The 20,999-nt window shown below is 44.5% G+C and carries 24 protein-coding genes and 1 riboswitch; of the genes, 14 read left to right on the top strand and 10 right to left on the bottom strand.

The window, feature by feature from the left end:
* Positions 1 to 31: 31 nt before the first annotated feature.
* On the top strand, positions 32 to 205 hold the full coding sequence (locus tag Q4519_RS08155; protein WP_232802152.1) for a DUF3545 family protein: 174 nt from the start codon (positions 32 to 34) through the stop codon (positions 203 to 205).
* Between the two features lie 139 nt (positions 206 to 344).
* Entirely contained in the window at positions 345 to 1,385 is a 1,041-nt protein-coding gene (locus Q4519_RS08150) for a carbohydrate-binding protein (protein ID WP_303511486.1), read from the top strand.
* Between the two features lie 82 nt (positions 1,386 to 1,467).
* Here Q4519_RS08150 and Q4519_RS08145 read toward each other — a convergent pair whose 3' ends face one another.
* Entirely contained in the window at positions 1,468 to 1,950 is a 483-nt protein-coding gene (locus tag Q4519_RS08145; RefSeq protein WP_232802154.1) for a YajQ family cyclic di-GMP-binding protein, read from the bottom strand.
* A 105-nt stretch (positions 1,951 to 2,055) separates the two neighbouring features.
* On the opposite strand from Q4519_RS08145, the gene Q4519_RS08140 reads away from it, so the two are divergent.
* From Q4519_RS08140 to arsJ, 9 genes are all read left to right on the top strand, one after another.
* Complete coding sequence (locus tag Q4519_RS08140) at positions 2,056 to 2,433, top strand: VanZ family protein (RefSeq protein WP_303511482.1); 378 nt, start codon at positions 2,056 to 2,058, stop codon at positions 2,431 to 2,433.
* Positions 2,430 to 3,314 (top strand): ketopantoate reductase family protein, encoded by an 885-nt coding sequence (locus tag Q4519_RS08135; protein WP_303511480.1) that lies wholly within the window; start codon positions 2,430 to 2,432, stop codon positions 3,312 to 3,314. The genes Q4519_RS08140 and Q4519_RS08135 overlap by 4 nt, the downstream gene beginning before the upstream one ends.
* A gap of 511 nt (positions 3,315 to 3,825) precedes the next feature.
* A complete protein-coding gene (locus tag Q4519_RS08130) occupies positions 3,826 to 4,596 on the top strand; it encodes a metalloregulator ArsR/SmtB family transcription factor (protein WP_303511478.1) in 771 nt (256 codons plus the stop codon).
* A 2-nt stretch (positions 4,597 to 4,598) separates the two neighbouring features.
* On the top strand, positions 4,599 to 5,624 hold the full coding sequence (arsB, locus tag Q4519_RS08125) for an ACR3 family arsenite efflux transporter (protein ID WP_303511476.1): 1,026 nt from the start codon (positions 4,599 to 4,601) through the stop codon (positions 5,622 to 5,624).
* Positions 5,624 to 6,619: a permease gene (locus tag Q4519_RS08120; RefSeq protein WP_303511474.1), complete on the top strand. Its 996-nt coding sequence runs from the start codon at positions 5,624 to 5,626 to the stop codon at positions 6,617 to 6,619. The genes arsB and Q4519_RS08120 overlap by 1 nt, the downstream gene beginning before the upstream one ends.
* Positions 6,620 to 6,627: 8 nt before the next feature.
* Positions 6,628 to 6,873 (top strand): thioredoxin family protein, encoded by a 246-nt coding sequence (locus Q4519_RS08115; protein WP_287554684.1) that lies wholly within the window; start codon positions 6,628 to 6,630, stop codon positions 6,871 to 6,873.
* Positions 6,870 to 7,370, top strand: coding sequence for a dual specificity protein phosphatase family protein (locus tag Q4519_RS08110; protein ID WP_303511469.1), 501 nt, complete (start codon positions 6,870 to 6,872; stop codon positions 7,368 to 7,370). Before Q4519_RS08115 ends, Q4519_RS08110 begins: the two co-directional genes overlap by 4 nt.
* Positions 7,371 to 7,372: 2 nt before the next feature.
* The gene (locus Q4519_RS08105) at positions 7,373 to 8,383 is read left to right on the top strand and encodes an ArsJ-associated glyceraldehyde-3-phosphate dehydrogenase (protein WP_303511468.1); all 1,011 of its coding nucleotides are present in this window, start codon (positions 7,373 to 7,375) and stop codon (positions 8,381 to 8,383) included.
* Between the two features lie 9 nt (positions 8,384 to 8,392).
* Entirely contained in the window at positions 8,393 to 9,610 is a 1,218-nt protein-coding gene (arsJ, locus tag Q4519_RS08100; RefSeq protein WP_303511466.1) for an organoarsenical effux MFS transporter ArsJ, read from the top strand.
* 662 nt (positions 9,611 to 10,272) lie between these two features.
* On the opposite strand, the gene Q4519_RS08095 is transcribed toward arsJ, so the two are convergent.
* The 9 genes from Q4519_RS08095 to pomA all read right to left on the bottom strand — a co-directional run bounded on the left by Q4519_RS08095 (position 10,273) and on the right by pomA (position 17,736).
* Positions 10,273 to 10,632: a hypothetical protein gene (locus Q4519_RS08095; RefSeq protein WP_303511464.1), complete on the bottom strand. Its 360-nt coding sequence runs from the start codon at positions 10,630 to 10,632 to the stop codon at positions 10,273 to 10,275.
* Positions 10,633 to 10,706: 74 nt separating this feature from the next.
* Positions 10,707 to 11,033, bottom strand: coding sequence for a hypothetical protein (locus Q4519_RS08090; RefSeq protein WP_303511462.1), 327 nt, complete (start codon positions 11,031 to 11,033; stop codon positions 10,707 to 10,709).
* Positions 11,034 to 11,135: 102 nt separating this feature from the next.
* Entirely contained in the window at positions 11,136 to 12,170 is a 1,035-nt protein-coding gene (locus Q4519_RS08085; protein ID WP_303511459.1) for an iron ABC transporter permease, read from the bottom strand.
* Between the two features lie 7 nt (positions 12,171 to 12,177).
* Complete coding sequence (locus tag Q4519_RS08080) at positions 12,178 to 13,113, bottom strand: ABC transporter substrate-binding protein (RefSeq protein WP_303511457.1); 936 nt, start codon at positions 13,111 to 13,113, stop codon at positions 12,178 to 12,180.
* 8 nt (positions 13,114 to 13,121) lie between these two features.
* On the bottom strand, positions 13,122 to 13,922 hold the full coding sequence (locus Q4519_RS08075) for an ABC transporter ATP-binding protein (protein ID WP_232802160.1): 801 nt from the start codon (positions 13,920 to 13,922) through the stop codon (positions 13,122 to 13,124).
* 65 nt (positions 13,923 to 13,987) lie between these two features.
* Positions 13,988 to 14,191, bottom strand: a riboswitch (cobalamin riboswitch).
* Positions 14,192 to 14,259: 68 nt separating this feature from the next.
* Complete coding sequence (locus tag Q4519_RS08070; protein ID WP_282561146.1) at positions 14,260 to 14,385, bottom strand: hypothetical protein; 126 nt, start codon at positions 14,383 to 14,385, stop codon at positions 14,260 to 14,262.
* Positions 14,386 to 14,484: 99 nt separating this feature from the next.
* Positions 14,485 to 15,939, bottom strand: a complete 1,455-nt coding sequence (gene thiI / locus Q4519_RS08065; RefSeq protein ID WP_232802161.1) for a tRNA uracil 4-sulfurtransferase ThiI — start codon at positions 15,937 to 15,939, stop codon at positions 14,485 to 14,487.
* A 115-nt stretch (positions 15,940 to 16,054) separates the two neighbouring features.
* Positions 16,055 to 16,963 (bottom strand): flagellar motor protein MotB, encoded by a 909-nt coding sequence (locus Q4519_RS08060; protein ID WP_303511452.1) that lies wholly within the window; start codon positions 16,961 to 16,963, stop codon positions 16,055 to 16,057.
* An 11-nt stretch (positions 16,964 to 16,974) separates the two neighbouring features.
* Positions 16,975 to 17,736, bottom strand: coding sequence for a flagellar motor protein PomA (gene pomA / locus Q4519_RS08055; protein ID WP_303511449.1), 762 nt, complete (start codon positions 17,734 to 17,736; stop codon positions 16,975 to 16,977).
* A gap of 215 nt (positions 17,737 to 17,951) precedes the next feature.
* Between pomA and xseB the strand changes: the two genes are divergently transcribed.
* From xseB to dxs, 3 genes are read left to right on the top strand one after another with little or no spacing between them, the layout of a single operon-like run.
* On the top strand, positions 17,952 to 18,191 hold the full coding sequence (gene xseB / locus Q4519_RS08050; RefSeq protein ID WP_232802177.1) for an exodeoxyribonuclease VII small subunit: 240 nt from the start codon (positions 17,952 to 17,954) through the stop codon (positions 18,189 to 18,191).
* Between the two features lie 3 nt (positions 18,192 to 18,194).
* Entirely contained in the window at positions 18,195 to 19,085 is an 891-nt protein-coding gene (ispA, locus tag Q4519_RS08045; protein WP_303511447.1) for a (2E,6E)-farnesyl diphosphate synthase, read from the top strand.
* A 6-nt stretch (positions 19,086 to 19,091) separates the two neighbouring features.
* Positions 19,092 to 20,975 carry a 1-deoxy-D-xylulose-5-phosphate synthase gene (gene dxs, locus Q4519_RS08040; protein ID WP_303511445.1) on the top strand — a complete coding sequence of 628 codons (1,884 nt, stop codon included), beginning with the start codon at positions 19,092 to 19,094 and terminating at the stop codon, positions 20,973 to 20,975.
* The last annotated feature ends 24 nt before the right edge of the window (positions 20,976 to 20,999 follow it).

The following is a 20,999-nucleotide window of genomic DNA, read 5'->3' as shown; positions in this document are numbered from 1 at the left end:
AAAACATGTTAATCAGTAAGAGGAAATCGGTATGGACGAGCTTGACTTTAACATTGCACCTAACTCAGATGCCCCTCAACGTGGTAAAACTAAAGAAAAACGCCGCTGGCGTGAGATCGAAGCAATCAAAGAAGAACAAAGGTTGCGTAAAGAGCTTATGGATATCAACCCTATTTTTGACGAATTGGTTGAGTATAACTATTAACTAAAACTTCTGTAATAGATCAAAAACCGCAGCTTATTGCGGTTTTTTTGATTCAGTTAAAAGTACCATAATAATCATATTCATATAGTACTATTTTCTGATATAAGTAAGGCTCACTTATTCAGGAAGACAAGTGCAAATGAAACTAAAATTTTTATCGAAACTGATTATTACAGCCTTAGCAACCACCTCTGCAGTACAACTTTACGCACAGCAAGCGCCTTATCAATACTCAGCATATAAAACAACTCAAGCCCCAGTGTTAGACGGTAAGCTTGACGACAGCGTATGGCAAAGTATTGCAGCCAGTGAAATATTTGTTAACCACAATGACAACAGCGTTGCAGAGCAACAAACGTGGGCCAAACTCGCCTATGATGAACAATATTTATATGTCGCCTTTAACTCTCAAGATCATGATATCGCTGCCACACTAGGGCAACAGGATGATCCCACTTATGAATATGATGACACACTAGAAATTTTTCTCGACCCAACCGGCCAAGGCAAAAATTACTACGAGATCGGCATTAGCGCGTTGACCTACTACGACAGTGTGATTAACTCGCCTGAGCCATGGCAAGATGACGTGCCTTGGGATATTGAAGGCCTTGAATACGATATTCAGGTTAACGGTACGCTTAACGATAACACCGATGTTGACCAAGGCATGACAGTAGAGCTTAAAATTCCACTGGCGTCATTGAACTACTCAGGTCAGGACGAAGGCAGCAATCCATCACAATGGCGTTTTAACTTCCATCGCGCCGATTACAGTACTAATAGCCCACAATGGGAAGCGAATGCATGGTTAGCCTGGAGCCCAATGGGGTCGTTTGGCTTCCACCAGCCGACTAAGTTTGCTTACCTCAACTTTAAGCAGAATGAACTGTGGCAAGCTGGCACAGCTTACACGCAAAATGACCAAGTCAGTTACCTTGGCTCACTTTATCAAGCTCTTTACTACAGCAGCCAAGCTCCGGGTAAAAGCCGTCAAGACGGTTGGCGCATCAACAGCGCAGAGCCTCAGGCATGGCAAGCTAACTTAGTTTACCTAACTGGCGACGTGGTGAGTTATAAAGACCAATTATGGCAAGCGCAATGGTGGAGCCAAAGCCAACAACCACAACAAGCGCAAGACTGGTTAGCGGTACCTGCTCAATCGGTACCCGTTGAGTAAGTAAAGATAAACCTCGGAACAAAAAAGCCGCTTAAGTAAGACTTAAGCGGCTTTTTAGACAACGAATTAATCGTAACAGGAATTAGTCACGGAAGTTGTTAAACTGAAATGGTTGACCTAGATCAGCTTCCTTCGCTACGCGCATCGCAGCTTGTAAATCATCACGCTTTTTACCTGTCACGCGCACAGACTCACCTTGAATAGCCACTTGCACCTTCAGTTTGCTGTCTTTGATGAGCTTCACTAGCTTTTTCGCGATCAGGGTTTCAATCCCCTGCTTAAAGGTTACTTCTTGGGTGAATGTTTTACCCGAGTGGATCCCCTTACCAATTTCCATTGCCCGCGGGTCTACATTACGCTTGGCTAGGCTATTACGTAAAATATCAGCCATTTGTTTTAACTGAAAATCGTTTTCAGCCGACATTTTTACGGTTAACTCTTTCTTAACAAAGCTTGCTTCTACGCCACGAAAGTCAAAGCGTGTCGATAATTCACGAATTGCATTATCGGTAGCGTTACTCAGTTCTACCGCATCTACTTCTGAAACAATATCAAATGAAGGCATGTTAAATTCCTATGTCATGGTCATGGGATAAAATAATTGGCATAATTTACCAGATCTCACGCAGATATGCCTATTATCAGCGTCACTTTTCCCTAAGAGGCACCAATGTTATTAACTACCGCAGCCAAAATCAGTTTTGTTAGCCTTCTAGTCGTGATCAGCTACCTTGCATTTTCACCGGCCCCGGTGCAAATACAGTTTAATAACATGGATAAAATCAACCATCTTGCCGCCTTTGCTAGTCTTGCTTTAGTTGGCCGCTGCGCCTTCAATTTTCATGCTGGCTGGTTATTTGGCTTACTCACAGGCTTCGGCGCATTAATCGAACTGGTTCAATCACAGATTCCGAATCGCTTTGCCAGTGGCCTTGACCTTCTCGCGGATATGTTAGGTATTATAATAGGGCTGGTGTGTTACCGCCTGATCCAACCTTGGTTAGCTAAGCTTGATTACTTTGCGCCACTGGCTAAGGTGAATAAATGAATTGGCAAATTTTAGGCGCGGGTGCCATCGGTAGCTTATTTGCCAGTCACCTTGCCCAACAAGGGCAACAGGTAACCTTGCTTACCAAAACGCAGCAACTAAGGCAACCTCTCTGCCTCACCAAGCAAGACGGCAGCACGTACACTTGCAGCTTAAATGCCTTCACTCAAGTGCAAGACGACACCCAAGTGCTATTAATATGCCTAAAAGCCTTTCAAGTGTTACCAGCCATCACCGCCCTCACTGACTCCTTGCCCAGCACCACTAGCTTAGTACTGATGCACAACGGCATGGGCACCCTTGAGCCATTAACCAAGCTATTGCCAGAACAAACCATTTTCAGCGCCACCACCACCCACGGCGCACTACTCACCGCGCCTTTTAGCGTGACTCATACTGGCACAGGCTATACCATCATCGGCGGTAACGAGAAAGATAAAGCACTTGGTCAAGTCATTGCGGCGCAGCTAAATCACGCCCTGCCGAGCGCCAATTGGAGCGATAACATCACGCAAAAACTCTGGTTAAAGCTGGCAATAAACTGCGCCATCAATCCGTTAACTGCCATTCATCAAGTTAAAAATGGCGCGCTATTACAGCCGCAATTTCAACCCATGTTGGCACAAATTTGTCAGGAGTTTTGTCACGTTGCGACACGGCAAGGATGGCTATTTAACGCTGAGGAATTATTACAACAAGTACGGCAAGTAGCGCAGGCCACAGCGGATAATTACTCATCAATGAATCGAGATATTCACCATGGCCGCCGCAGCGAAAATGACGCAATATTAGGTTATTTACTACAATGCGCTGCGCAACATCAGCTCAAACTGCCGCAATGCCAGCAGGTATATCAACAAGTACAGCGATTAAGCGTTTAAATGTAGTAACTCATCAGGGCCAGCGCATGAACGTACAAAATATAATCAACCTAGGGTCTCTGTTGATCTTTCGTGATTATTTTGCAGCGATTTGTTGGGTATTTATACAAAACGTTCGTTGTGGCCAGCACCTTTGTGGCATAGTGAACTACGCGAAAGACGCTAACGCAGTAGAAATGCCCAACAAACGCTGTCCTACGGATTCGGCTAAAAGCGTTTTGCCCAGCGTTGGGCAGTATTGACTTAGAATGCTAAGCGACACACTGCTCGCCTTGCTCAAAACGCTTTTAGACAAGGTGTCCCCTCTCGAACAAAAATCAACCAGCAAAGATCAACAGACCCTAGACATTTCTTCGTCACAAAATGCAACTGTGAAAGTTCTGAACAAAAATGCGCTAGAGAAACTGTTATCTTGGCACAAAGGATTAGTCATAACTTTCAGTTTCAAAAAATGTGTTGCTGCAATTGCATAATTAATTAATTATATAACAAATTAATTATGGAGAGTGATATGAAGGTTTTATTCTTATGCACTGAAAATTCAGCCAGATCTATTATGGCCGAAGCATTGTTAAAACATCATGGTAAAGGTGACTACGAAGTCTACAGCGCGGGGACTGAGCCACATAGTGTTGATAATCGAACTCTGTCAGCCATTGAACACTTTGGATTAAGTACCGATGGCTTAAACTCAAAGCACCTCGATGAAGTTTCCAATATCAATTTCGATTTCGTCATTACACTATGTGATAAGGCCGCAATAGAATGCGACAACCGAGTAAAAGGCACTAATTGCCTAGCTTGGGATTTTTCTGAGCCTCGGTCGCGCAAAGGAGCCAATCCATTTGAAAAAACGCTACAAGAGCTCAATGAACGCATAAAAATGTTTTTGCTTATACAACAAAAGCAAAAACCCTCGCCTATTACACCTACTACTTTTTACAAAGCCTTAGCTGATGAAATTCGCCTGAAAACACTGTTAATTATTGCAGTGGAAAAAGAAGTGTGCGTTTGTGAATTAATGATTGCGCTGGATGAAGAAAGCCAACCCAAAGTGTCTCGTCATCTCGCACAACTCAGAAAGTCAGGCATTCTATCTGACAGAAAACACCAGCAATGGGTATTTTATTCAATTAATCCAACACTACCTGCTTGGATGAAACAAATGATCACATCAACAGTAGTTAATGAGCCGATTTTCATCGAACAAGAGTTAACTCGATTAAATGCTATGGGTGATCGGCCGACCCGAGTGGCTAGCTGCTGCGATGAAGGAAATTAAATATGGGCATTTTTGAACGCTATTTATCTGTTTGGGTAGCGATATCTATTATCGCAGGTGTGACATTAGGCATTATATATCCTCCGATTTTTGAAGCGATAGCAAAGCTGGAAGTCGCGCATGTCAATATAGTCGTTGCCATTTTCATCTGGGTAATGATCTACCCCATGATGGTTCAAATAGATTTCACAACAATTAAAGAGGTTGGCAAAAACCCGCAAGGGCTTGTATTAACCTTAGTGATTAACTGGCTTATCAAACCGTTTTCAATGGCGGCATTAGGTTGGCTGTTTTTCGAAGGCTTATTTGCCGATTTTGTTTCACCAGAAACCGCGCAAGAATATATCGCAGGAATGATTTTACTTGGCGTAGCTCCGTGTACGGCAATGGTATTTGTCTGGTCACAACTAACTAAAGGCGATGCAAACTACACGTTAGTTCAAGTTTCGGTTAACGACATCATCATGATTTTTGCCTTTGCCCCAATTGCAGGGTTATTGCTGGGAGTGACTGATATTTATGTACCTTGGGGGACTTTGTTTATTTCTGTCGTCTTATACGTATTTCTACCCTTAGTCGCAGGGGTACTTAGCAGAAGAAGTTTAAACCGCTCAGGTCGTGATGAAACTGCAATTATCTCATTATTAGAAAAGCTAAAACCTTTTTCAGTCATTGGCTTGTTAGCGACAGTAGTACTACTTTTTGGCTTTCAAGCGAACACCATTTTAGATCAACCACTCAATATCTTGTTAATCGCGATTCCGCTGGTTATTCAAACTTATGGCATTTTCATTTTTGCCTACTTTATTGCGGTAAAACTCAAGCTTAAACACAACATTGCTGCCCCCTCCTGTTTGATTGGCACATCAAACTTCTTTGAACTAGCGGTAGCAGTGGCAATCTCCCTTTTCGGCTTACATTCAGGCGCAGCACTGGCTACAGTCGTTGGCGTACTTGTTGAGGTTCCCGTTATGTTAAGTTTGGTTTGGTTTGTCAACCGCACTCGGCATTGGTTTGGAGAAGTCTAATGTTGGAGATTTTTACTCTGTTTGCCGATTGGGTCACTTTTTCCTTACTCGCACTTTCAGCAGATACGAAATTAGGTGATGCGACACACTTTTTTATCGAAGATGTCAGCAAGATATTCGCACTGCTACTCGTCATGATTTATATCATTGCCTTGCTGCGTGCATCGCTTAATGTCGAACGTGTTAGGGATTATCTTGCAGGTAAAAATCGTGGAATCGGTTACCTCTTAGGCTCCAGCTTCGGTGCGATCACTCCTTTTTGTTCATGCTCTAGTATTCCTGTGTTCTTAGGCTTTACCTCAGCAGGTATTCCCGTTGGTATTACCATGGCATTTCTGCTCACTTCCCCACTGATAAATGAAGTGGCCGTTCTGCTATTAATGAGTTTGCTGGGCTGGAAATTCACCTTACTTTATGTGGTGATTGGTATGGCAGTGGGTATTTTAGGGGGCTTGTTTTTAGACACCATTAAAGCCGAACGCTGGTTGCAATCCTTTGCGGCAAAGGCACTGGCAAAAGGTCAGGCACAGCACAAAAGCACTCCAACCAATCCCTACACAATAAAAATGACCTTTGTCGAACGTCATGATTTCGCCAAAACGGAAACGCTAGAAATATTTGGCCGCGTCTGGAAATGGGTCATTATCGGCGTTGGCTTAGGGGCCGCATTACACGGATTTGTGCCCGACGGATGGATTGAACAGCATTTAGGTGATGGTCAATGGTGGTCGGTTCCGGTGGCGGTACTAGTAGGAATTCCACTGTATTCAAATGCCACCGGCGTCATTCCGGTGATGGAAAGCCTGATTGTCAATGGCTTACCCATTGGCACGACCCTCGCGTTCTGTATGAGTACGGTAGCTGCCAGTTTCCCTGAATTTATTTTACTAAAACAAGTAATGCAATGGCGTTTACTGGCGATGGTATTTGCCATGTTGTTGGTGTCATTTACCCTTGTTGGGTGGTTATTTAACGCATTTTCTTCTTTTTTATGAGGTGATTTATGAAACAAATAAAAGTACTCGGTAGCGGCTGCACTAAATGTGTAAAAACCGCAGAACTGATTGAAAAAATAGCCAGTGAAATCAATGTCTCTGTCAATGTGTCAAAAGAAACATCGCCCGAGATAATCATGTCCTATGGCGTTATGAGCACACCCGCAGTTGTGATTGATGAGCAATTAGTCCATTCAGGCTCTATGCCGCACTCAGCACAAATCAAAGAATGGCTACAGGAGCAATCTTCATGACTCATCCTTTTGATCTGCTCAAACTTGATAATGGCGCTAGCTTTATCTTTACACCATGTCCCGGAACCAAGGACGTTGATTTAACAACGTCTGTAAAGCAATTAAAAAATGCAGGTGCACAAGCGATTGTTACTCTGATGTATGACGCAGAAATGAAGAAAAACGAAGCAGAAACACTTCCCAATGCGTGTAACGAACAAGGCATAAAATGGTTTCAGTTACCTATTTTAGATGACGATGCACCGAATGAAGATTTTGCAACGGCGTTCAAATGTCACCTTGATGACTTGCTATCTATTTTGCGCAATCAAGGCACGGTTGCAGTCCATTGCAAAGGCGGCTCTGGTCGCACCGGCTTAGTTATTGGACTACTCATGTATGAACTAGGCTACGACAAAACAGAGATTATTAACCAAGTACAGAAAGTACGCCCTAAGGCGCTTTCACATCCAGTTCAACTTTCTTTTTTCAATGCGTTTCAAAAAGTAGGGGCTTAAAAATGGCAATTAAAATTGGTATTAACGGGTTTGGCCGCATGGGGCGATTAACACTTAGAGCCGCTTTTGGCTGGCAAGACGTAGAATTTGTCCAAATCAACGACCCTGCTGGCAACGCAGAAACACTAGCTCATTTGTTAAAGTATGATTCTGTACATGGCACCTGGTCACATGATGTAACTCATGATGAAAATAATGTGAAAATCGACGGTCAAGCTATTCGTGTAACGCAAAACAAAGCGATTAGCGATACCGATTGGTCTGAATGTGATTTAGTCATTGAAGCATCAGGCAAGATGAAGAAAACCGAGTTACTGCAAGCCTATTTAGATCAAGGTGTTAAGAAAGTAGTGGTCACTGCACCAGTCAAAGAAGAAGGCGTGCTCAATGTGGTTATGGGTGTTAACGACCATCTGTACGATGTTAAGCAACACGCCATCGTTACGGCAGCGTCTTGCACAACCAACTGCTTAGCTCCAGTCGTGAAGGTTTTACAGGATAAAATCGGCATCAAACATGGCTCAATGACAACCATCCATGATATTACCAATACTCAAACCATTTTAGATGCTCCGCATAAAGATTTACGTAGAGCGCGAGCCTGTGGCATGAGCCTTATTCCAACCACCACTGGCTCTGCAACAGCTATTACCCATATTTTCCCAGAGTTGAAAGGTAAGCTGAATGGTCATGCAGTACGTGTACCACTAGCGAACGCATCAATTACCGATTGTGTATTTGAAGTTGCGCGTTCAACCACTGAAGCCGAAATTAATGCTTGGATGAAAGAAGCTGCGGAAGGGGAATTAAAAGGCATTCTTGGCTATGAAGAAAAACCACTTGTATCAATAGATTATAAAACTGACCCACGATCTAGCATTGTCGATGCACTTTCAACAATGGTGGTCAACGGCACTCAAGTGAAGCTGTATACATGGTATGACAACGAATGGGGATACGCCAACAGAACGGCTGAGCTTGCTCGTAAAGTTGGCCTATCAATTAAAGGATAATGTAATACTATGAAGCGCTTGGCATCATTATCAGACGATATAAAGCAGTACCTTATTGTCACAGGTAACTACTGGGCATTTACCTTAACAGATGGCGCACTTCGCATGTTAGTCGTGCTTCATTTCCATGCGTTAGGCTATAGTCCGCTTAGCATTGCGATGTTGTTCTTGTTTTATGAAATCTTTGGCGTTGTCACCAACTTGGTTGGCGGCTTCTTAGGTGCTCGTTTAGGGCTCAATAAAACCATGAACATTGGCTTAGCCATTCAGGTTATTGCCTTACTCATGCTAGCTGTTCCGGCTGAATGGTTAACCGTTGTGTATGTGATGATTGCACAAGCGCTTTCAGGCATTGCCAAAGACTTAAACAAAATGAGCGCGAAAAGCTCGATTAAGGCGTTGGTTGCCAAAGGACAAGAAGGTACGCTGTTTAAATGGGTTGCGCTATTAACAGGCTCCAAAAATGCCCTAAAAGGCGTTGGCTTTTTCTTAGGTGGCTTACTATTAACTTTGTTATCCTTCAAGGGTGCAATGTTGCTAATGGCAGGTGTATTAACACTTGTATGGTGTTACAGCCTTTACGCCTTAAAAAGTGACTTAGGAAAAGCAAAGAACAAGCCTAAGTTTACCGATATTTTTTCAAAGAGTCGCTCAATTAACATCTTGTCGGCTGCACGATTATTCTTATTTGGTGCACGTGACGTCTGGTTTGTCGTCGCACTGCCTGTATTTTTATCGCAAGCATTTAATTGGGACCATTGGACTGTAGGTGGCTTCCTGGCGCTTTGGGTGATTGGTTACGGCATTGTGCAATCAATGGCTCCTAAGTTAATCAACTTCAAAGACAACTTATCTCCGGCAACAGAAACCGTAAAATGGGCAAGTTTGTTGGCATCAGTGACATTAGGTATCGCCTTATCATTATATTTTAGCTGGGAAGTTAAAACGGTACTCATTACCGGCTTAATGATATTTGGCGTACTGTTCGCCATTAACTCATCACTGCACAGTTACTTGATTGTTAGCATGGCTGATGCCGATGGGGTTTCGTTAGATGTAGGCTTTTACTACATGGCTAATGCAATGGGACGTTTGATTGGTACGATGCTGTCAGGCTGGGTTTTCCAACTTTACGGATTGGCGGCTTGCCTAGCCATTTCCTTTGCTTTTGTTGCTTTAGCTGGACTGATTTCTACTAAGTTACCAGCTACGACAGCGAGCAAGTAAGCAGTCTGGTTTATTCCTTCCCCCGACGCCTCAGAGTCAGGGGAAATGTATTCATTTATTTTATATATCTGTGATAACTTAACTATTCCAATTTTTAACGATAACGACTGATTCTTTTGCAGGAATTAGTTAGCTGATTATCCGCTTTATAGTAACTATTAACCCGAATCTTGGATAAGCGAATATAGTATGTTTTTCTGCAAAAACGCTGTGAATATATCCCTATAAGCTTTGCGTTTTCATCCCTGAAAACGAAATTTTGCTGTAAAACATACTTTATTTTACTGTATTAGACTTAAACAGAACTGAGGTTAATTAAATAACGACAAATGATGTGAACGTCTCTTAATCGCTCAAAACCGACCTTAGGGTATTTACGTTAACTCACTTTGAGGCAGAACCGATTTAAGGACAACCTGTCAGTGCTAGTCATATCGGAAAAACGCAGCTGCTAGGCTGCATTCAGACTCAGTAAGTTTTAATATCAACCATATTCAGGGCATAGGTTCCCGCCATCAAAGCAAGGATAAGTAGCAATAATAAGCCCATCCGAGCCATGCTCACTTCGTAGTCTTTGAGCGATTTTTAGTTCGGCCATGGGTTTTAATGCGCACTGGCTTGCCGATACTTTCTGCCAGTTGCTGCGCATGTTGGATGGTTTCCTACTTGTCACTCGAGCCAGTAAAATAAACCTCATCGCCCTTTAATTTAATCACCGCCGAATACGAAACGCGGGCTGAGTTAGATTGTAAACTGTCGTCTTTATGTACGATTGCTGACGCCATTCGCACATCCACCGCTTTTATATCAGCAAACGGGTAATACGAATACCAGCGCGCCAGCCACAAACCTTTTGTGCGGATCAGCTGCTGCTTTTGCTGATCTAAATAGCGATAATCCACATAACCCGCTAGATATCCCCCAGAGACCAACATCCCCATCGCAAACAAGTAGATAATCACTCTTATCAAAGGGGCATGCTGCTCATGGGTATAACCGGCCCAAAAGGCTAGCAGCCACACTAAGATACAAATAAGCCCAACTATAAGCTTCAGTATTGATAGTTTTCGCTAAAAAAATCGAGTCGAGTAATAGATTAATTTTCAGGTCGATAATCCGCTTGCGGCCAAATTTCATTAATTTCATCCGCTTGCTGCTGGGCATTAAAGCGCTCCCATTTTATGCCGTTCACGTCTAACTCTTCGCTAAATTCAGTGGCGCTAGCATCTTCCCAGCCTAAATGGCGCAGCTCTCCAGGCGGACAAGAAGGATCTTGGCGCACCGATAGATTTAACGATTCGGTGCGCCATAAGGCATATTCATTTTCAATATATGAGCAAGGCGCCGCGCCAAGACGAACAGAATAGTCAGCAATAGTGGCTGCAATTTGATTGGTTGAAAGGGCGATATGTAATTTTTTCATGGTGATATTCGCAAGTTAGCTAAACGGCCTAACAAGCTACCATCAATTTAAAATCAAAACCATCTAGGCCATTTAATTTCAATTTAGGAGCTGTTGAGTAAGTTACTTTCTTGCCATTAAATAAATAAAGAAGCTACCACCCAGCATCGCGGTGATAATGCCCACAGGTAAATCTTGCGGCGCAATCAGCACTCGTGCGCCTGCATCTGCCCACACCAATAGCAGCGCGCCGAGTAACGCGCTAACAGGCAGCACTTTGCGGTTATCCGCCCCCACCAGCATTCGCGTTAAATGCGGCACCATTAAACCAATAAAACCAATCGCGCCACTAAACGCCACCATTACCCCCGTGACCAAGGCTGAGACCACCAGCACCGCCATTCGCATGCGATTAACATTGATACCTAAAGTAGCCGCCGTTTCATCCCCCGCCATCATGGCATTTAAGCGCCCAGACCGTAGCATCATCAACAGCAATGCCAAACCCAACACCACAGCAGGAAAGACCAAATGCGACCATTGCGCCATGCCTAAGCCGCCAAGCATCCAAAACATCGCTGAGCCGGCGGCTTTTTGTTCGCCAGCAAAAATTAAAAAGTTAGTCAGTGACATCAAGATAAAATGCACTGCTACCCCCGTCAGCAGCAATTTTTGTTGCGATAAGCCATGCCCTTGCTGGGCAATAAACACCACCAATAACATAGAGCAAAGAGCGCCAATAAAAGCCGCTAACGGCAAGCTATAAGGGCCAATGAACAGGCCGACATGTAAAATAACAATCACCGCGCCCAGCGAGCCTCCTGCCGAGGCGCCAAACAAGTAAGGATCAGCCATTGAGTTGCGGGTAATGGCTTGCAAGCAAGTGCCGACTAACGCCAGCCCTGCGCCCACCAATACCGCGAGTAAAATTCGCGGTAACCGTATATCCCAAATAATCGCTTGTTTGGCTTTGCTGATCCCCTCGCTCGTCTCTGTCACCTGCGCCCAACTTGGCAGTAACTTATGCCCTAAGATGCTGCTCACTTCAGCAAGAGATAAGCTAGCCGCGCCCAAGGTGATTGAGACTAACGCCGAGCAGATTAAAACGAGACTCAGGCCAATCAGCAGCGCCGTTGTACGTGTTATTTGAGTCAACATGGTTTCATTACTTAAATCGCTGCGGATATAAGTCTTTCGCCAACTGCTCAACCGCATCAATGTTTTCAATGCCCGGCGTGGCAGCGGCGTAACTTAAAATAGTAAAACTATCATTCACTACTGCTTTCACCCCTTGCGTGGCAGGAAAACGTTTTAAAAATGCAATTTTTTCCGCAGCGCTAGGCTGACCGTAATCAATGATCACTATATGCTCTGGGTCGGTTTCAACCACGGCTTCCCAACTGACTCGGGTCCAACTTTGCTTAACGTTCGCCATTACATTATGGCCGCCAGCCGCGGCAATGATCGCGTGAGGCACCGCCAAGGCGCCAGCGGTAAAGGGCTTATCTTGGCCACTGTCATAAACAAAGACCGATTTACTTGGTACGCCAGCTAATCGTAATTCAACCTCAGCTAACCTTTGCTTAAAGCCATCATTGAGTACTTTAGCCCGCCCAGAAACATTAAAAATAGCGCCTATGCTGTCAATGTCATAAAAGGTATCTTCTAAGCTGATATGAGGGCGCGTTTGCACATGGGCGCACGACTCTTTAATCGCATAAGTCGGGATATCATATTTAGCTAGCGTACTTGGCGTCACGGCGCCACCTACTTCCATGCCGTAATTCCAACCGGCAAAATAAAAATCGGCATCGGCATTAAGTAAATTTTCCATGCTCGGATATTTCGGCGCGATCTCAGGTAAGTCTTTTACTGTTAACGCCAACTCATCGGGCATTTTATGGTGTGCCGATACGCCAGAATACCCCGCCATATTGGCGGTTAAGTCCAATGCCAACATGATCTTGAGCATATTGATGTCATTGGCAATAGCGCGTTTCGGCACTTGCTTAAATTCCACCACTTCGCCGCACACATCAATAGCAACATGAGCTTGTACTACGCCCGTTAACAAACCTAAAGCCACCACAATTGATTTCATCACTTTCCTTAATTTAATGCGTTATTGAATGGAGTATTCGATGATGGGATCACCGACAAATAGTTAATCCGGGGAATAGTGTGATGCACTTGCTGATCTACATGGGTGCGCATTAAAAACTGCTCCGCCAAATGCTGTTCGGTTAACACCTGTGCTGGGCTGCCATGCTGTTGAATAATGCCGTCATTAAGCAGGTATAAATAATCACAGTAACGCGCAGCAATATTAAGATCATGCAAGCTGCACAGCACAGTAACGCCTAATGATTTAATTAAATCAAGTAGCTGAAATTGATAGTGAATATCTAAATGATTGGTTGGCTCGTCTAAGATCAGCAGCTTAGGTTGCTGGATCAGCGCCCGCGCCAATAAACAGCGCTGCTTTTCACCGCCCGACAAGCTATCAAAGTTAGCCGCACGCAAATCCAATAAACCCACCGTTGCTAATACTTGATCAACTTGTTGGCGATAACGGCGAAAGCCACTGAGCAATGACACATGCGCGGTTAAGCCCATACGTACTACTTCTTCAACGGTAAAACCAAACTCCGCTGGAAACTCTTGCAACACCACCGCCACTTGCCGCGCGAACGCCTTGGCTGACAACTGATGCACATCCTGCCCCGCCAATAACACTTGGCCACAGCAAGGCCGATGCTGACGATAGACGCACCTGAGTAACGACGATTTACCCGAGCCATTTTGACCGATTAAGCCAACAAATTGTCCTTGGTTTATCTGCAAGTTAATCTGCTGTAACACGGCTTTATTGGCCACAAACCAACTAAGATCGCGAATTTTAAGGTGCATAAGCACCCTTAAACTCACGTTGAGATAACAAAAACATACCACTCCTGTAGGGCACACCCCGTCCCGAATTTTGTTTAGGTTATGGCAGGTCTCCTGGCTCACGTCTCATCATTTTTTGTGACCTTCCCAGTCCATGGACCAGTGGTTTCGCTGAATTGGCATTGCAGCGCAGACAAAAAACTACTCGTTTACAGTTGCGGGGGCAGCCACGGCTTAAACCGTGTTCCCATATTATGACCAAACTGGTCACCATAACGCGGAGGATTTTAGCACAGCAAACATCAATTTATATCGGGATTTAAGCTAAAACTATTATTAATAGAAACAATAGTTAACCTCAGCTTTGCTGAAGCCCATCACGGTCGATAAAGAGATGAGCAAAATCCTCAATGGTTTGGCAAATAAAATCCATATTAGTGGCTAATTGCCACGACATCGGCATTTGTACGATACCAATCTTCAAAGTACATTCCTCTTCGGATTCATTGGCTCGTGAAATACATGGCAGAAACAAAACAAGCAGCCGAGGCTGCTTGTTTTTAGTTCACACTCAGCTCGAAAACTAAGGGCGATACACTTTCACATTAGTAAAGCCGGCTTCTTTTAAGTACAAGGCTTGTAGTTTACTCATCACGCCACGGTCGCAGTAAAGCAAATACGTTTTGCTTTGATCTAAGGTGTCAAACTGAGTACCCAGTTTAAAGAACACCATGCTTTCAACGGTGGCGCCTTCAACTTTTAGCGGCTTGTCTTCACGCTCATCGTCAGAGCGGATATCTAACACCACTTCATTTGGCGCAAATTGCGCCGTGGTTTCCACCTCAGTGATCTCAGCATCGGTTTGTTCGCCGATATCGCGAATATCCAGCGTCATGGTGGCTTCCACCACTTTATCAATCAGCGCCATATCAAACTTGGCTTCTTGCTCTTCAATCTTGCTCATTACCGCTTTCACGGTAGGCTTATTGGAGATCACGCCGCAATACTCGGGAATGGTCTCTGAAAACTCTGCCGTACCAATTTGACGCGCCGTGTTGATGATATCTTGCTTATCCATCGCAATCAGGGGGCGTAAAATTAAGGTATCGGTCGATTTATCAATCACCGATAAGTTACGCAACGTTTGACTCGATACTTGGCCCACCGCTTCACCCGTTACCATGGCATCTAGCGCTAAGCGCTCGGCTAATTTAGCGCCGGTGCGCATCATCATACGCTTTAAGATCACACCCATTTGGCCGTCTTCGACCTTTTCAAGGATCTCTGCAACAACTGGCTCAAACGGCACCGCTAAAAACTTCACGCGATGAGATGAACTAAAGCGATCCCATAAGTGATGAGCGACTTGTTTAACGCCAATTTCATGAGCGGCGCCACCTAAGTTGAAGAAGCAGTAATGCACGCGCATACCGCGTTTCATCATGATGTAGCTAGAAACACCTGAGTCAAAACCGCCTGAAATCAGCGACAAGACACCTTCTTGTGAGCCCATAGGGAAACCGCCGAGTCCTTCATGGCGCTGCTTAACAATGAATAAATCTTGATGGTCAATTTCAAGTTGCACTGTGACATCAGGCTTTCTTAATTGCACACCAACTGCGTCAGTGTGTTGGTTTAGACCACCGCCAACATAACGTTCAACTTCTGTTGAACTAAAGTCATGTTTACCGCGACGTTTCACGCGTACACAAAAAGTTTTACCCGCTAGTTTATCCGCAACTAACGGCAGTACTTGTTCGTAAATATCATGTAAATCTTCAAATGGCGATTGCTGCACTTCTAAAAAGAACGCCACCCCCGGCGTGCTCGACAACAGTTCAATCAGCTTGGCGCGATTTTTGTCAGTGTCGTTGACCGTTTTAACGATGATATGATCCCACTCTAAAATGACTTTCACGTCATCGTCATAGCGTCTTAATACATTACGGATGTTGCCCTGTAACATTTTGCAAAAACGCTTACGAACAGACCTGCTCTTCATCAGGATTTCAGGGAAAAACTTAACGACAAATTTCATCGGCTTCACTTAGGGTAAAAATTAGGGTGCGGATTATACCCTGAGAATGTGAGGACTTAAAGTGGTGGTTTTTTGCCCTGCAAGTTTGCCACTTACAGGGCGGGGTAATGGAGACTTATTGCGTGACGTTTATTTCGTCTGACTCTTGTGCTTTACCTTGCATCACTGAAATTTCAACGCGGCGGTTTTTACGACGATTAGATTGATCGGTATTGTCGTAAAGAGGCTTAGTATCGGCATAACCCACCACCATTAAACGCTGTTGATCAAAACCTTTTACCTTGATCATTTCATGGGCAACCGATACCGCGCGCTGTGTTGACAAGTCCCAGTTAGAGCGATAAAGCTCAGACTTGATGGCTTCATCGTCAGTATGTCCAGATACCGTAATTTCGCCAGGGACATCTTTTAAAATTTCCGCTACTCGCGTGATCACAGGACGAAATTTAGGCTGTAAAAAAGCCGATCCAGACGGAAATGCGCCTTTTTCACGAACCCGAATAATCAGTTGCTGCCCGAGGGCTTCAATTTCAATAGCGCCATCTTCAATTTGATCTTTCATCTTTTGTGCTATGGTTTTCGCCAGTTGATTTTGTGCCGCTTGCTGTTGCGCTTCCATTTGGCTTTGAATGGCTTGTGACGCGGTCATGCCACCGTCTTTATCACCTTCATCTTGTTTTTGACCACCGACTTCTGCCGCTTCACCATCTTGAAAGTCTAACTTAGCTTGGGTCATATCAATGGTTTGTTGCATGATGGTTTCAATTGGCGTTGGCTCAGGTCGGCCAGGGCTGAACTCTTGTGCTATTACAGATGTCCCTTTCGGAATATCTTTCACTTCAAGCAAATTTTGCACCCCAAAAGCATACTTCATCGAACCAGCAATTTGCTTGAACTTGAGCACGTCCATTTCAGAAAATGCCAGCAGCAACACAAAGAAACACATAAGCAGTGACATTAAGTCGGCAAAAGTGCCCATCCAAGCGGGTAGTCCCTCAGGAGGACATTTACAAGGTTCTTCCATTATCGCCTCCTCTACTCGGTGGTGCTTACTTCTCGTTTAGATTCTGCCAGATAGTTTTTCAATAAACCTTCAATAACCCGTGGATTCTGGCCATCTTGAATACCTAATACTGCATCCATGATCAACACGCGGTTGAGCTTTTCTTCTTCGGCGCGTAATACTAATTTCTCGCTCATAGGCAAGGCCACCATGTTAGAAAGTATGGCACCATACAGAGTTGTTAGCAGCGCAACAGCCATCGAAGGGCCGATGGATTTTGGATCATCCATGTTAGACAGCATGGCAACCAGACCAATTAAGGTACCTATCATACCCATCGCGGGCGCAACATCACCAATGCTCTTAAAGATACCCGCGCCCATTAAATGCCGTTCGGAAGTGAGGGAAATGTCTTTCTCTAGAGTAGCACGCACTACGTCGGCGTCGTGCCCGTCTACCAGCATATCGATACCTTTTTGCATAAAAGCATTGGATATTTCTGCTTCTTCTAATGCTAAAAAACCACCTTTACGCGCGGCATCTGCCATTTCTACTGATTTGGTGATCAAATCTTCTGGCTTTTCTAGCTTGAACATAAAGGCTTTCATGCCTATCTTAGCCGCGCCTAAAAATTGTCCTAAATTGTACTTCATCAATACCACAAACATTGAGCCAACAAATACAATTAAAATAGAGGGAACGTCAATAAAGGTTGAGAGCTCACCGCCCATCAACATCGCCATGACAACAAACACAAATGCACCTATGATGCCGATCAGAGTTGCTAAATCCACGCTTTATACCCTCAATTTTTAAAGCAAAACAAAATGCCGTTTCGACTTGAGCCTGTTTATCTCATTTTCGTATATCAGCCAATTAACAGCAAGTTAAAGAAACTGGCAATTGTAACTTATATGGTATCGGCAACATTTGTTAAATATTTATAGTCAGCTTATTTGACCCATCACAGTCTCACAGGTAATCTTGGCGCGAATTGGGAGAATAGACAATGGCCGCAAAAAAACCTGAAAACATGAGCTTTGAAGAGTCACTGGGTGAACTGGAGCTGATAGTAAAGAAATTAGAATTAGGTGAACTCGCACTCGAAGATGCATTAAAACAATTTGAACGCGGCATAACTTTGGCGCGTATAAGTTCAACTAAGCTACAGTCAGCCGAGCAGCAAGTGCAGATATTACTTGATCAAGACGGTGAGCAAACACTTGCTCCCTTTCAGGAAGATGCCTAATTCATGAACCTGCTCGAACAATATAATTCAAGCTATAGAGCCCGTGTTGACACAAGCTTAGCCCGAGCCCTTGAGCAACGTGAAGTGCTTAGTGAAACACTTCAGCAAGCGATGGTCTACGGCACCATGCAGGGTGGCAAACGCATTCGGCCTTTTTTGGTTTATGCCACGGGTAACATTTTTAATATCGCCCCCGAAAAGCTCGACAAACTCGCCGCAGCCATTGAATGTATCCATGCCTACTCTCTTATTCATGACGATTTACCTGCCATGGATGACGATGAGTTACGCCGCGGCCAACCCACGTGCCATATCGCGTTTGATGAAGCCACCGCTATTTTAGCCGGAGATGCCCTGCAAACCTTAGCATTTGAATTAATTGCCGAAGTCGATGAGAACTTTACTCCCGCGCAGCAATTAGCGATGGTGAGAGTACTGGCTAACGCCTCTGGCTTAAGTGGTATGTGTGGAGGTCAAGCCCTTGATCTGGAAGCAGAAAACAAGAAAATTGACTTAGCGGCATTAGAGCGTATACACAGCGGTAAAACAGGTGCATTAATTCGCGCGGCGGTCACGTTAGGCGCGCTGAGTTACGCCGATGTCACACAACAAGAGCTAGCTTTATTAGACCAATTTGCTCAAGCCATCGGTCTAGCGTTTCAAGTACAAGATGACATTTTAGACATTACCAGTGACACCCAAACATTAGGCAAGCCACAAGGCTCAGATCAAGCTCTGAACAAATCTACCTACCCAGCTTTGCTTGGGTTAGCCGGCGCAAAAGAAAAAGCCCAAGCTCTTTACCAAGAGTCGCTACAAGCCTTGGCCAAGTTAGATTACAATACCGAATTACTAGAGCTGTTCGCGCATTACATTATTGAACGAAATAAATAAGCATTTATGAGCCTGGATTTGAAACATTACCCAACATTGGCCATGGCCAATTACCCAGAAGACTTACGCTTATTGCACAAAGATAAGTTAGTTGATCTGTGCGATGAATTACGCCAATTTTTACTGAGCTCAATCAGTAAAAGCAGTGGCCACTTTGCGTCTGGTTTAGGGGTGGTTGAACTGACTGTCGCCTTGCATTACGTTTACAACACGCCATTTGACCACCTAATTTGGGATGTAGGCCATCAAGCCTACCCCCATAAAATACTAACGGGTCGTCGCGATAAGCTACATACCATTCGTCAGTATAAAGGCTTGCATCCTTTCCCTTGGCGTGAAGAAAGTGAATATGACGTATTAAGTGTCGGTCACTCTTCCACCTCAATTGGCGCAGCAACAGGCCTTGCCATTGCTGCCGAAAAAGAAGGCAAAGGTCGCCGCGTTGTCTCTGTGATTGGTGATGGCGCGCTCACTGCGGGAATGGCATTTGAGGCATTAAATCATGCCGGTGCACTGCACAACGATATGCTAGTAATCTTAAATGATAACGAGATGTCCATTTCTGAAAACGTGGGCGCATTAAACAATCATCTCGCACAGCTATTATCAGGTGAGCTTTACACCAGCATTCGCGAAGGTGGTAAAAAAGTACTTTCAGGCCTGCCTCCAATAAAAGAATTAGCAAGACGCGCTGAAGAGCACCTTAAAGGCATGGTGGTGCCGGGCACCTTATTTGAAGAATTTGGCTTTAATTACATTGGTCCGATTGATGGTCACGATGTGAATGGCTTAGTGGAAACCCTGCGTAATATGCGCAATTTAAAAGGGCCACAATTTCTTCATATCATGACTAAAAAAGGCAAAGGTTACGCCCCAGCGGAACAAGATCCTATTGGTTACCATGCGGTGCCTAAGTTTGACCTTAGCCAAAGCCAATTACCAAAAAGCAAAGGAGCCCTCCCGACCTTTTCGCATATTTTTGGTGATTGGCTATGTGACATGGCAGCCCAAGATGACAAATTAATGGGAATTACCCCAGCGATGCGTGAAGGCTCAGGCATGGTCGCGTTTTCTAAACGTTTTCCAGAGCAATATTTTGATGTCGCCATTGCCGAACAACATGCGACAACCCTAGCGGCTGGCCTCGCTATTGCAGGCTTAAAACCGGTGGTCGCTATTTACTCCAGCTTCTTGCAACGCGCTTACGATCAAGTGATCCACGATGTTGCTATCCAAAACTTGCCAGTGCTGTTTGCTGTCGATCGCGCCGGCATCGTTGGCGCCGATGGCCCCACTCACCAAGGCGCGTTTGACATCAGCTTTATTCAAACCATTCCCAATATGGTAGTGATGACGCCAAGTGACGAGAATGAATGCCGCCAAATGCTTTACACCGGTTATCAACTAAACCAACCGGCAATGGTTCGTTACCCGAGAGGCAGTGGCTCTGGCGTGACAGCAACGTTAGAAATGAAGGCCCTAGCCCTAGGCAAAGGGGTGGTGAAACGCCAAGGTAAAAAAGTCGCAATATTATGTTTTGGTACTTTACTCAATTCAGCCATTAGTGTGGCGGAAGAGCTTGATGCCACATTAGTGGATATGCGTTTTGTTAAGCCCCTTGATAAAGAGCTAATCACTGAATTAGCTGCGCAGCATGACTACCTTGTCACCTTAGAAGAAAATGCAATTTTAGGCGGATCTGGCAGTGCAGTGCTTACTTTCTTGGCACAACAGCAAATTCTTAAGCCTGTACTTAACTTAGGGATTCCTGATTATTTTGTTGAGCAAGGCACTCAAGCGCAAATTTATCAGCAACTAGGCCTAGATAGCGCAGGGATATTAGCGCGTATTTTAAATTTCGTTAATGGCAAATCACACACTTTAGTTTAGCCTTATTTGCTCTGCCATAGATTA

It is taken from the genome of Motilimonas sp. 1_MG-2023 (assembly GCF_030547455.1).
Classification (GTDB): Bacteria; Pseudomonadota; Gammaproteobacteria; order Enterobacterales; family CBDFNC01; genus Motilimonas.
Note: the sequence above shows the minus strand (reverse complement) of the source record. Positions and strands in the feature narration are given on the sequence as shown.